11 protein-coding genes and 1 pseudogene are annotated in these 12,092 nt (G+C 46.0%); 6 read left to right on the forward strand and 6 right to left on the reverse strand.

All coding sequences use genetic code 11. The features are described from left to right. Window positions 1–3 precede the first annotated feature (3 nt). Both AC08OG_RS04360 and AC08OG_RS04365 read right to left on the reverse strand, forming a co-directional pair. A complete protein-coding gene (locus AC08OG_RS04360) occupies window positions 4–372 on the reverse strand; it encodes a YidH family protein (RefSeq protein ID WP_318988470.1) in 369 nt (122 codons plus the stop codon). Window positions 373–375: 3 nt separating this feature from the next. Continuing rightward, window positions 376–1,017: a 2OG-Fe(II) oxygenase gene (locus tag AC08OG_RS04365; protein WP_482930108.1), complete on the reverse strand. Its 642-nt coding sequence runs from the start codon at window positions 1,015–1,017 to the stop codon at window positions 376–378. 236 nt (window positions 1,018–1,253) lie between these two features. On the opposite strand from AC08OG_RS04365, the gene AC08OG_RS04370 reads away from it, so the two are divergent. The 5 genes from AC08OG_RS04370 to AC08OG_RS04390 all read left to right on the forward strand — a co-directional run bounded on the left by AC08OG_RS04370 (window position 1,254) and on the right by AC08OG_RS04390 (window position 7,356). Then, window positions 1,254–1,994: a ferredoxin--NADP reductase gene (locus AC08OG_RS04370; RefSeq protein WP_482930109.1), complete on the forward strand. Its 741-nt coding sequence runs from the start codon at window positions 1,254–1,256 to the stop codon at window positions 1,992–1,994. A 236-nt stretch (window positions 1,995–2,230) separates the two neighbouring features. Beyond that, window positions 2,231–3,409, forward strand: a complete 1,179-nt coding sequence (gene doeB2 / locus AC08OG_RS04375) for a N(2)-acetyl-L-2,4-diaminobutanoate deacetylase DoeB2 (RefSeq protein ID WP_318988473.1) — start codon at window positions 2,231–2,233, stop codon at window positions 3,407–3,409. A 34-nt stretch (window positions 3,410–3,443) separates the two neighbouring features. Continuing rightward, window positions 3,444–4,724 (forward strand): diaminobutyrate--2-oxoglutarate transaminase, encoded by a 1,281-nt coding sequence (locus tag AC08OG_RS04380; protein ID WP_482930110.1) that lies wholly within the window; start codon window positions 3,444–3,446, stop codon window positions 4,722–4,724. Beyond that, a complete protein-coding gene (gene doeA / locus AC08OG_RS04385; protein WP_318988475.1) occupies window positions 4,721–5,980 on the forward strand; it encodes an ectoine hydrolase in 1,260 nt (419 codons plus the stop codon). Before AC08OG_RS04380 ends, doeA begins: the two co-directional genes overlap by 4 nt. A gap of 14 nt (window positions 5,981–5,994) precedes the next feature. Next, on the forward strand, window positions 5,995–7,356 hold the full coding sequence (locus AC08OG_RS04390) for an NAD-dependent succinate-semialdehyde dehydrogenase (protein WP_482930111.1): 1,362 nt from the start codon (window positions 5,995–5,997) through the stop codon (window positions 7,354–7,356). A gap of 39 nt (window positions 7,357–7,395) precedes the next feature. Here the strand turns inward: AC08OG_RS04390 and AC08OG_RS04395 are convergent, their stop codons facing one another. From AC08OG_RS04395 to AC08OG_RS04405, 3 genes are read right to left on the reverse strand one after another with little or no spacing between them, the layout of a single operon-like run. Then, window positions 7,396–7,983: a PqiC family protein gene (locus AC08OG_RS04395; RefSeq protein WP_482930112.1), complete on the reverse strand. Its 588-nt coding sequence runs from the start codon at window positions 7,981–7,983 to the stop codon at window positions 7,396–7,398. Between the two features lie 12 nt (window positions 7,984–7,995). Beyond that, the gene (pqiB, locus tag AC08OG_RS04400; RefSeq protein ID WP_482930113.1) at window positions 7,996–9,666 is read right to left on the reverse strand and encodes an intermembrane transport protein PqiB; all 1,671 of its coding nucleotides are present in this window, start codon (window positions 9,664–9,666) and stop codon (window positions 7,996–7,998) included. Further along, window positions 9,659–10,999: a PqiA/YebS family transporter subunit gene (locus AC08OG_RS04405; protein WP_482930114.1), complete on the reverse strand. Its 1,341-nt coding sequence runs from the start codon at window positions 10,997–10,999 to the stop codon at window positions 9,659–9,661. The genes pqiB and AC08OG_RS04405 overlap by 8 nt, the downstream gene beginning before the upstream one ends. Window positions 11,000–11,344: 345 nt before the next feature. On the opposite strand from AC08OG_RS04405, the gene AC08OG_RS04410 reads away from it, so the two are divergent. Next, window positions 11,345–11,587 carry a DUF4282 domain-containing protein gene (locus AC08OG_RS04410; protein WP_292757384.1) on the forward strand — a complete coding sequence of 81 codons (243 nt, stop codon included), beginning with the start codon at window positions 11,345–11,347 and terminating at the stop codon, window positions 11,585–11,587. Window positions 11,588–11,652: 65 nt separating this feature from the next. Here the strand turns inward: AC08OG_RS04410 and AC08OG_RS04415 are convergent. Further along, window positions 11,653–11,988 (reverse strand): annotated as a pseudogene (locus AC08OG_RS04415) (zinc ribbon domain-containing protein YjdM); the annotation flags it as partial. Window positions 11,989–12,092 lie beyond the last annotated feature (104 nt).

Consider the following 12,092-nt stretch of genomic DNA (forward strand, 5'->3'; position numbering starts at 1 on the left):
GACTCAATTGTAGGTGAGGAACAGGCTGATAGCCAACAGGCTACCTAGCAAAGCAACAATTAAACTTACAATGACGCCCCATTGCGTCCGGTAACCTACGGGAAATTCAGACTCTCCAAGGGTTTTTAACACACGCTGAAATTGTCTGGCAGCATACACTGTGGTCACACTGCCAAGTAGAATAAACGCCAAGCCGATGACAAAAGTCATGGTGGTGTTTAAGTGTTCCTGACCATTTGATAATACTTCAATCAATAAACCTGAACGTTCAATCAAAAAACCAAACATGATAAACGTTAAGCCAGTGCGATTCCAAGCCAGTAATGTGCGCTCTGCAGCGAATAAAACCCGCGGATCCTGAAGATAGGACATTGATTAAACCGCCTTTACTTTGCGTTTTCTCAACCAGTTTTTAAGCTTGGCGCTTAATTTGTGAAAGAAACGATGTTTGTTGCCAGCGGCTTCGCTGGTCAGAAAGTTTATCTGGATAGAGCGACGTGTGCCTTCAAAACTAGGATAGCCATGCCAGCAATTATCAGTCACTTTAAATGCGACTAATGCGCCAGGGCCAGGAATGATTTCATCGACATAATCTTCCATATCCTGTGCATTATTCAAAATACGCAAGCGTCCCGTGGCAGCCTCCCAGTTTTCATTCAGATAAATCAAAATGGTTACCAGCTTGGTTTTGGAGTCAGTGTGAATACGCCCATCTTTTTGTCGTGAATAGCCCCGTAAGGTCATCATCATCGGCAGATCCATAACTTCTACATCAAATTTTTCACAAATAACTTGTCTGAATTCTGGACTGTCGATGGAATCAAGGAAGGCTTTGAAATCAGGATTTACTGACACATCTTCAACGTTGAAACTACCCCCATCACCGATGTCAGGGAAATCCCCAATTACACGCTTCAAAACATCCTCACGGATCGAACGCTCTACCTTGAAAAAAGGGAAAGGTACGGTATTGAGTGTCGCAGCTTTTAAGGCCTGCATATCCAGCACTGAATTCATAGAATTTCTCATTAATTCATGTAAATGTAATTACCGCATATGATAGTACAAAATAGCCTTACAATCAGATTCCAAATTGGAATACCTCAGTTATTTTATTAACCGTTAGTAATGGCGATATTGAATCAAGATAATTGCAACGCAATTGAATCGATGAATAAATTAATGATTCTGTTTTGCAGCAAACCAGCAGAAGTTGATATGGTCATTAAATAAATGCTAATCAGGAGATATCCATGTCAAAGTGGCACGAAGGTCGGGTTGTAGAAAATAAACAATGGACCTCCACTCTACATTCTCTGAGGGTTGAGGCCCCCCTGGAAACGTTTGAAGCCGGACAATTTACCCGACTGGCTCTGGACATTGAAGGTGAAGAAGTCAGCCGACCATTTTCACTGGTGAATGCACCTGGCGAACAACCGCTGGATTTTTATTTTATTGAAGTACCTGGCGGAATATTCTCAACAAAGCTGGCAAAGCTTAATCCCGGAGATAGCATCAAGGTTGCTACCAAGGCCACAGGGTTATTAACACCTAAACAACTGCCCCCAGCCAAAAAGTTATTTTTACTGGCAACTGGTACCGGTATTGGTCCGTTTTTATCAATTATTAAAACAGCCGAGGTGTGGCAACAATTTGAACGGATAACGCTGGTCCATGCTGTGCGATATATGGAAGAGTTGACCTATCAACAAATGATTCGCAGTATTGCCGAAAATCATACCCATCAATTCAGTTATATTCCAATGGTAAGCCGTGAGGCATGTGACTACGCTATTGCTGGTCGTATTCCTGCAGCGATAATGGACTCCAAACTTGAGTTACGTGCCGGGGGAAGTATCGACAATGACAGTCACGTAATGCTTTGTGGTAACCCTGATATGGTGCAGGATACGATGAATGTGCTGTTAAAACGCGGACTCAGGAAGCATAGTCGACGTGAACCTGGGCATATCAGTATTGAAAAGTATTGGTAGTAAAATGAAGTAGTTGTGAAATTCTATTGATCCTGAATACACGTTATTTGAACCAAATATTATTCAACCAGTCACTAGTGGCATAGCAATTGCTCTTCATTCATGAACGCTGGCTTTGTAACAGAATCATCATATTGCATTGCAAATTGCACTAAAAAGTCACATTGTTAACAGACAAGGTTTTATAACGGATCACCCGACAATTTTGTTGTTCGGTCCAAAACAGGGGAGGGCTCATGTCAGATGTCTGGCAAGACACCATCACCACAGCTGAAACAATCCGCCGTGAACTCCATGCTCATCCGGAAATGGGCTGGCAGGAACATCGCACCGCTGAGCGTGTGCGAGAGATTCTCAGCTCACTGAATATTAGCTGGCGTAGCTGCGCCGGAACTGGCACGGTCGGTGTACTGAATCCCAGTGGAACGGCGGGGCCACACATTGCCTTGCGCGGTGATATGGATGCATTACCTATTCACGAAGCCACTTTAAAAGCCTGGAGCTCGATGAATGAGGGATGTATGCATGCCTGTGGTCATGATGGCCACACTGCAACCTTATTAGCGACAGCAAAATGGCTTAAGTATCATGAAGCGCAATTGAATGGACCTGTCAGCCTGATTTTTCAGCCAGCCGAAGAAGGTGGTCATGGCGCCAGAGAAATGATCAAAGATGGCGCGCTCAATGGGGTTGACGAAATTTATGGCTGGCACAACTGGCCGGCCATTTCATTTGGTCAAATGCTTTGTCCTGATGCTTTGGTGATGTGCGGTAATGGCACGTTTAAAATTACCCTGCACGGACAAGGCGGCCATGCTAGCCAGCCGGAACTGTGCCGTGATCCAGTATTAGCGGCCAGTGCGATTACCCTTAATCTGCAACAGATTATCAGTCGTCGGCTAGCGCCTCAGCAAGCTGCAGTGATCAGCGTCACTTCAATTGAAGCGCCAAGTGCGCCTACCGTTATTCCGCAAAATGCTGTTCTCGGCGGCAGTATCCGGGTTTCAGACAGAAAAACCCGTGATGAAATCTATCGGCTGATCACTGAGATCAGCCAGCAAACTGCCGCGAGTTATGGTGTGGTGGCTGAAGTGGAAAATTTTCCGCGCTATGACGCAACCATTAATCATTCGGTACAGGCCACAAACATGCGGCAGTTATGGCAGGACATTAATGGCGCTGATTCACTCGATTTTATTACGTCGACACCGATTATGGCCTCCGAAGATTTCAGTTACTACCTGCAACATATTCCCGGCGCATTTGCGTTGATTGGCAGTGATGATGGACCCGATCACCAGGTGCCATGCCACAGCCCTTATTACGACTTTAACGATCGCCTGATACCGGCGGTCACACGATTGTTTTCGCGCCTGGTCGGAGTTGGCGTACCTGTTCCGGAGGAACTGCCCTAAATCGTCCCAGTGACGTGTTCAAGAGGAGATTTAAATGAGTATATTTGAAGAAAGAGAGTCTGCGATCCGCGCTTATTGCCGAGTATACCCGGTGGTATTCGATAAAGCGGTCAATGCCCGGCAGACTGATGAAAGCGGCAAGGAATATATTGATTTTTTTGCTGGGGCCGGGGTATTGAATTTCGGTCATAATAACCAGCGTATGACCAAAGCGGTAGTCGATTACATTCAATCGAATGGCGTAACGCACAGCCTAGATATGCACACCACTGCTAAACGACAGTTTATGCAGCACTTCACTGATACCATTCTGAAACCTCGCAATATGCCGCATAAAATGCAATTTATGGGGCCCACTGGAACCAATGCAGTAGAAGCCGCAATGAAACTGGCAAGACGAGTAACGGGTCGTCAGGATGTCGTGGCTTTCAGTCATGGCTTTCATGGCATGACTCTTGGGGCTTTGAGCGCCACGGCAAATCAGTACTTCCGTAATGCCGCCGGTGTGCCGCTCAACCATGTGAAACATTTTGCCTTTGGCTGTGAAGAGATCTGTCCGGGCTGTGAACTGGGTTGTGGAATGCACAGTATTGATCAGTTAACTGCAATTTATAAAGACAGCTCCAGCGGTATTGCTCCACCCGCAGCATTTTTGCTTGAAACGATACAGGCAGAAGGCGGTGTAAAGGTTGCTTCAAAAGAATGGTTGCAAGCCCTGGAAAAATTAGCCAAAGAAGTAGGGGCATTATTAATTGTCGACGACATTCAGGTGGGGGTTGGTCGAACCGGTTCGTTTTTCAGTTTCGATGATCTGGGTATTGATCCTGACATCATCTGCCTGGCCAAAGGCATTGGCGGTATGGGCACACCGATGGCGATGAATCTGGTGAAGCCGGAACTTGATGAACACTGGTCTCCCGGTGAGCACACCGGTACGTTCAGAGGCCAGGATATTTCCTTTGTCGCTGGTGATCAGGCACTGACTTATTTTGACAATGATGATTTGATGAAAGAAGTCAAATCTAACGGCCAACAAATGGCTGAAGCACTGGCACCATTGGCGCAGCGATATCCAAATGTAAATGTGACCGGTAAAGGCATGATTCTGGGGCTGGACGTCGGCAATGGCGATAGAGCAAAAGCGATAGTGAATCAGTGTTTTGATGCCGGTTTACTGATTGCCAGCTGTGGTACCGGTGGCCGTGTCGTCAAATTGATCCCACCATTAACTACGCCCCAATCTGACTTACAGATGGGACTGGATATTCTGGTTGAAGTGACTGATAGAGTCATGCAGATGGAGGAAGCCGCATGAGACAGCGTGATGATATGACTTTTCCGTTTGAAGAATACGAACGACGATTAAGCGAATTACGCGAACGTATTGCTGAACGCCATATGGATGCGGTGGTTATTTCTGATCCGGAAAATATCATGTATCTGACCGATTATCAGACCACAGGTTATTCATTCTTTCAGGCACTGGTAGTGCCTTTGGAAGCTGAACCATTCATGATCACCCGGAAACTGGAAGAATCCAATGTAATTCACCGTACCTGGGTGGAAATCACTCGACCGTATCCAGATACCGGTGATGCGATTCAAATGCTGGTTGATGCTTTACGCGAATTTGGTCTGGATAAAAAACGCATTGGTTATGAACGTAACAGCTATTTTTTCCCGGCTTATCATCAGGATTGCATTCATAACACGTTGACCGATGGCAAATTACTGGATTGTTTTGGCATCGTCGAAGAGGGACGGGTCTGCAAGTCATCGATGGAAATTGCCTTAATGCAAAATGCTGCCAGAGCCACCGAAGCTGGCATGCAAGCAGGTATCGACGCCGTTCAGGCTGACGCAACTGAAAATGAAATTGGCGCGGCTATCAGTGCAGCTATGTTTCGTGCCGGGGGTGAACCGCCCGCCGTAATGCCTTATGTGACTTCTGGACCAAGAACCATGATTGGTCATGCCACATGGGAGGGAAGGATAGTGCAACCTGGTGAACATGTATTTTTGGAAGTTGGCGGTTGTTACCGGCGTTATCACACGGCAATGATGCGTACAGTCGTTCTGGGAGCACTTAGCCCTTCAATGTATAAGGCCCAGGAAATCATGAAAATGGCGCTGGATGCAGTACATAAGAATTTTCAGCCGGGCATGACCGTATCGGATGCCGATAATATGATCCGTAATATCATTACCAAAAATGATATTGGTGCACGGCTGGTGACGCGTTCAGGCTATTCAATTGGCATAGCGTTTCCACCTAGTTGGGATGAGGGGTATATCGTTAGTCTCAAACAAGGTGAATCCGCTGTGCTTAAACCTGGCATGACGTTTCACATTATTCCGTGGATGTGGGGTGTTGATGGTGATAAAACCTGTGGTATCTCTGACACGATTCATATTACCGACGATGGCTGCGAGTCATTTTTTACCATGGATCGGGATTTTGTGGTGAAAGCCGATCAGGGCAAACAAAAGCTCATCTCGGTTGATAAAAGCCCAAAAAGCGAAGCGAAAGCTGACAAACAAATTGAGCGTTCTCAGAAATCCGCTAGCTAATTAAAGAGGTTCACATGCTAACAGCAACAAATCCGTATAGCGGAGAAAAAATCGATAGTTTTCCTTGTCTCACTAAACATGAAATGTATGCTCGAATCGGTGAGGCCAGCGCAGCTTTTGCTGACTGGAGTGATCGAAGTTTTGAAGAGCGTGGAGAGGTTTTACGTGCAGTCGCCAGACAGTTACGTGCAGAAAAACATGATCTGGCACAACTGATGGCTTTAGAAATGGGCAAGCCAATAAGAGAAGGGGTTCCGGAGGTTGAAAAAGCGGCCTTTTGTGCAGAATTCTATGCCGATAATGCCGAAAAATTTCTGGCCCGAGACACTATCGAATCGGATGCTTCACTCAGTTATGTTTGTTATCAACCTTTGGGCACATTGCTGGGAATTCTGCCCTGGAATGCTCCATTATGGCTGGCATTCCGCTATCTGGCACCCGCGCTGATGGCAGGCAACACCTGTGTGATGAAGCATGATCCCCATGTGCCACAAACGGCTCAGGCAATCGCAAATGCCTTTGTTAAAGCAGGCGCCCCGGAAAATATTATGGTGAATTTACCTCTGGAAACACCGGAAGTAGAATTAGCGATTCGTGATCCACGCATAATGGCTGTTTCGTTTACCGGTTCTGGTGGTGCGGGCAGAAAAGTGGCCGAAATTGCAGGCAGTGAAATCAAACCCTGTGTACTGGAACTGGGTGGTTCGGATCCCAGTATTATTCTGGCCGATGCTGATCTTGAAACGGCCGCAGATGTGGTGACACTGTCACGAATCATTAATGCAGGACAGTCCTGTATTGCTGCCAAACGAATTATTGTCGAGGCTGAAATCTACGATCATTTTGTTGAGCTACTGTTAAACCGACTCAAAAAATTGCAAATGGGCGATCCATTACAGCCTAGTACCGATATTGGCCCGATTGCTCGCAAGGATTTGCAGCTGAATCTCCATCGTCAGGTGGAAGATACGGTTGCGGCAGGTGCGAAATGTTTATTAGGAGGCGAATTACCGAATACCGATGGATTTTTCTACCCGGCCACATTGTTGACCGAAGTGACTCCCACAATGTGTGCGTTTCGCGAGGAAACCTTTGGGCCAATTATGGCGGTTATTAAAGCAGAAGATCACGAACACGCACTGGAGATGGCCAATGATACGGAATACGGTTTAGGTGCCAGCATCTGGACTAAAAATGCCGAATTGGCTTTGCATCTGGCCATGCAGCTTCAATCAGGGCAGGTCGCAATAAACGGCATTGTGAAAACCGATCCTCGATTGCCAAGCGGTGGAATCAAGGGATCCGGTTTTGGCCGAGAGCTTGGTCCACACGGAATCCATGAATTTGTGAATGCTAAACAGGTTTGGATAAAATAATTTCAAGGGTGAGATCATATTGATCTCACCCAATTCAAATCAGAGATTGGTGATTTCAGCCGCTAGTTCTTCAGCTAATTTATCCAGGTTGCTGCCCAATGCGCGTACAAGCGCAGGATAACCATCAATCGCAAGTGGAGTTTCAATAGTAAATGGCGAAATTAAAAGCATATTTCCTTTACTGTCCTGCAAACGCCATTGCCCGCTGGTCACTGCTTTGCCAGTAAAATGCCCATGAAACTGCTCAATATCCAACTGTAAATTCCACGCCGTTTGTTTTAATCCCCGACTATCTGATACCACCAGCAACTCTGGGAGTTGTTTGCTCAATCGGCTACGCAATCCACGCCGTATTTGTTGGCCCAGATTTTCTGCCCAAAGATGCTCATTGGCTTGATGTAGAGTAATGTCATCCATCTGCAATGCAATGCGTTCGCTATCCAGAAATTCTGCCAGGCTAATAGACCCTATTACCAAGACTTGTGCATCAAGAGTTGAAGTTTCCCCAGAGGATTGAAAAGTTTCTGGCAGGGTATATCGTTGTGTATTAACGGCTTGATTGGCACAAGCCAATAAACTTAACACCAGCAATAAGCTAAAAAACAATTTATTGATTTTTATCAGCATAAATAATCCCGATTATTTTGGCGCTCGTGGCAGAGGATCGTCGCTGTTACGCCGATCAAAAATAAGTGCATTGGGTTGTTCGCCCAAAGTGCGTGCAACGGGCTGTAAATCACGAAGCAGTTTTTCCAAACGTTGCAGGGTGCCTGTCATCTCCTTATAAGCGGACGAATCGGGCGACAGCCCCTGTAAAGTGGCTCGAATTTCGGTCAGTGTCTGGTTAATATTTTCAGGAATTTGCTGCGTTTCAGAAGCATTGACCAAGGTTTGAATGCTGGCGGTTAACTCTCTGATTTCGTTCAACATGGTTTCGGAGCTTTCCAGATTACGATCCATGCCGGTTAAAATCGGTTCAACTTCCAGTTGATTCAGTTTATCCAGCAAGTTCGAGACCTTCAGTTCGATTTGCGCCAAGCCTGTTGAACTGGTTGGCAGAACCTGATGCCCTTCAAACGTTCTGGCCACAAATTCAACTGATTCATCACGCTGAAAATTAAGATCAACAAATAATGAACCGGTCAACAGATTACCGGATTTAAGTGAGGCTCTTAATCCGGCATTCAACATGCGGTCGAAGCGGTCTGCCCATTCTTTGATATTAACTTTCTCACTACCGCCTAAGCGTTGAGGTTCTAGGCGGATTAACACCGGAATAGCAAAGCCGCTCTGTGCATTACGTTCGGGTGAGGTAAATTTCCAGGGCACACTTGAAACCGTACCAATACGAATACCACGGAATTCAACAGGCGCCCCCTTGGAAAGCCCGCGAACGGTATCTTCGATTAACAGTACATATTCAAGGTATTGAGTATAAGCTTCCTGACGTGCACTTTCCTCATCACTGTAAAGGGTAAAAATACTGTCCGGCTGGGCGCGAGAACCGACCGGTAAATCTTCAAGTACGCCAAATGTCACGCCACCGCCTAATAATGCTTCTAATGAAGCAATATTGATTTTGAAACCTTCGGAATCCAGTTTTAAATCCACGCCACTGGCTGACCAGAAACGGGTTCCTTCGGTGACCAGAACATCGTAAGGGCTCTCAATAAATAACTGGTGACGCATTTCGCGCTTTTCGCTATCAAATTCAGCGCTTTCAACCCGGCCAACATTAAATCCCTGATAGGTGACGGGATCACCAACACGCAGAGAGTTACCGAGTTGACTGATCAGGTTGATACGCAAGCCTTGCACACCGAGAGTTGAAATCGGCGGTTGTTCCAACACCTCAAACTCACGTTGTTCGGTATTACTTTCACCGGGTTGTAATTGAATATAGGCACCAGATAGTACGGTATTAAGGCCACTGATCCCTTCCCGACCTATACGCGGTTTCACGACCCAGAAGCGGGAGTCATCGACCAGCATCGGTTCGGCTTCTGGATTAATACGTGCAATGATTAGCGTGTGAGTTAAATCATCTGATAGACGCACCTGTTCAACCTGACCAATATCCACATTGCGCGTTTTGATCATCGTTTTGCCAGCTTCTATCCCCTCGGCATTTGCCATCGTTAAGGTAATTCTGGGGCCTATACGACTGTAGTTGTCATATATCAGCCATAAGCCGATCATGACCGCGACAATCGGCACAATCCAGATGGGGGAAAGACGAGATTGTCTGCCCGATTTTGCTCGATGCTGGTCAGTCACATTGTCTTGATTAGAGACAGGGGAATCAGTCATTCACGGTTTCCTTGGAGTGCTGTTTTTTGCTTGTGGTAGGCGTATCCCATATCAGGCGTGGATCAAATGTCATTGCCGCTAACATGGTTAAAATAACGACAGCACCAAATGCTAGTGCTGCCGGGCCGGGGGTTATCGACATTAAGTTACCAGCCCGAATCAATGCCACCAGTATAGCGACTACAAATAAATCTACCATGGACCAGCGACCGATAAATTCGGTAATACGATATAAATTGGTTCGGTTATTGGCGCTGAGTTCACTGCTTTTACGTACGACAAATGACAGCCAGATCAGAGCCAGCATCTTGCCGACAGGTACCAGAATACTGGCAAAAAAGATCACTGCTGCAATTGGCCAGGAGCCCTTTTGCCACAAATCAATGATGCCACCAATAATGGTTGCCGGCTGGGTCTGGCCCAGCACCGTTGTTGTCATAATAGGATAGGCATTGGCTGGAATGTACATCACAATTGCTGCCGCCAAAAGCGCCCAGGTACGTTGCAGGCTATGTGGTAAACGGAGATGCAGTGGTTCGCCACAGCGACGGCAATGTCCATGACCGGAATCGGACAGTTCGTTTATCAAACCACAGGTTGAGCAACCTGCCAAACCTTGTGAAGCTGCCGTTTCGCCTGTGCGAATGCCTTTTGGGGCCTGAGGTTCACCCGCAAGTGAAAACCACATCCAGTCGGCATCAATAGAGCGCGTGGTCATTAACAGTAAAATTGCAAAGGCACAAAATGCCCAGAATGAGGCTCCTAATTCAATCTGTGCCATACCAGCGATTTTTATCAAACTGACTAGCGCGGCAATGATAAATACATCCGCCATCATCCAGGGATGCATATGGGATAGCGAACGTGCAATACCTCGACTAAATGGAAATGGATCTGCCCGGAGCAACCCAAATTGCAGCCAAATCACCCCTAATAGATAAACTGCCGGCAACACAATAATCGTTAGTGCCACAATGAGTGCCACCAATGGTTGATGGAAACCAATCATACTGGTGGCGGTTTGAGTAAGCTCAATATTGTTACTAATGCCTCTGGCTTCAAAGCTCACAAAAGGAAACGAGATTGCCAAAATCAATGCAATTAATGCACTGATGGCATAAGCCATACTGCGCTGAGCTGGTCGAAAATGTCGACGTACCAATATATGTTCACAACGCGGACAGGTGGCATGCTCACCAGGACGTAATGCAGGTAACACCACCACCCAATCACACTCATGACAGGCACGCATTCTTCTTAATGAAACACGGCTTTCCGGTGAATACGGAGCAATATCAGCAGGTATGTTTTCGACAGTTGCGGGTTGTTTCAATTCATTTTTCCGTGACGTCGGCCAAGAAATGTAAGGAGAGAACTGGCATTATACGCGTTGGCAATAGATATGTTGGGCATCAGTAGAGCGATGTTAATTCCAATTTTATTGGTATGACACGGAATTAAAATGATGTTCATTTATTACCAAACTAGGGCTTGTTGATCTTTTATCTTCGCCGGTTGAGAGCTGAAAACGCGACAACTAAAGCAGTGTGAGAGCTGTTTGTGATACATCTCTATGTATCTCACCTCAGGCTCTGGATTACACCAAAAACTGAAAAGGATGTTGGTTGATAAATGCTGCTGCCATCCACTTATTATTAAATGTTAAGGAGAAAACTAAGTGAGAGATATCCTGTTTTTCGATTCAATGCTAACACCTAAAATCATTACGCTGGTTTACTGGTTGTTATTAGGCGCTGCACTGGTTTCTGGCCTTGGAATGATGTTCGCTGGTGGTATTGGCAGTTTTTTTATGGGAATCTTTACCATGCTGGCGGGGGCTGTCGGTGCGCGTATCTGGTGTGAGCTGTTGATCGTATTATTCAAAATTAATGAAAATATGAAAAAAGTAGCCGATCAATAATCTCCACTAAAAAGGGCTCGATTAGAGCCCTTAAATTGCTGAAAAGGTGATGTGGAAGCGTCAGCTTTTTTCACAAACTGTGATTTAAGTTTCATCGCACCGATGCCATCAATCTTGCAATCAATATCGTGATCGCCGTCGACCAGACGGATGTTTTTGACCTTGGTGCCCACTTTTACCACCAGCGAAGAACCTTTCACTTTCAAATCTTTGATGACTGTCACGCTATCGCCATCCTGTAGCACATTGCCATTGGCATCCAGTATCTCATCTGATGTTTCGACCTTGTCAGTTGCCGTATCTGCCGACCATTCATAAGAGCATTCCGGACAAATCAGAATATTGTCATCTTGATAGACATATTCTGAATCACACTTCGGACAATTAGGTAAATCGCTCATTTCAAACCTCAGGCTACGTTGGCATAGCGCGATATAGTACGCCAGCAGACAGTTTTTTGCTGATAAATGAGCGTTAAAACACTCACAACATTACTAAGCAAATG

It is taken from the genome of Methylophaga sp. F7, from assembly GCF_056863975.1.

What these genes read in the sequence shown, in the direction of transcription:
- doeB2 (WP_318988473.1), top strand. Translation starts at nt 2,231, where the DNA reads ATGTCAGATGTCTGGCAAGACACCATCACCACAGCTGAAACAATCCGC.
- pqiB (WP_482930113.1), bottom strand. Translation starts at nt 9,666, where the DNA reads ATGACTGATTCCCCTGTCTCTAATCAAGACAATGTGACTGACCAGCAT.
- doeA (WP_318988475.1), top strand. Translation starts at nt 4,721, where the DNA reads ATGAGACAGCGTGATGATATGACTTTTCCGTTTGAAGAATACGAACGA.
- AC08OG_RS04370 (WP_482930109.1), top strand. Translation starts at nt 1,254, where the DNA reads ATGTCAAAGTGGCACGAAGGTCGGGTTGTAGAAAATAAACAATGGACC.
- AC08OG_RS04360 (WP_318988470.1), bottom strand. Translation starts at nt 372, where the DNA reads ATGTCCTATCTTCAGGATCCGCGGGTTTTATTCGCTGCAGAGCGCACA.
- AC08OG_RS04380 (WP_482930110.1), top strand. Translation starts at nt 3,444, where the DNA reads ATGAGTATATTTGAAGAAAGAGAGTCTGCGATCCGCGCTTATTGCCGA.
- AC08OG_RS04365 (WP_482930108.1), bottom strand. Translation starts at nt 1,017, where the DNA reads ATGAATTCAGTGCTGGATATGCAGGCCTTAAAAGCTGCGACACTCAAT.
- AC08OG_RS04395 (WP_482930112.1), bottom strand. Translation starts at nt 7,983, where the DNA reads ATGCTGATAAAAATCAATAAATTGTTTTTTAGCTTATTGCTGGTGTTA.
- AC08OG_RS04390 (WP_482930111.1), top strand. Translation starts at nt 5,995, where the DNA reads ATGCTAACAGCAACAAATCCGTATAGCGGAGAAAAAATCGATAGTTTT.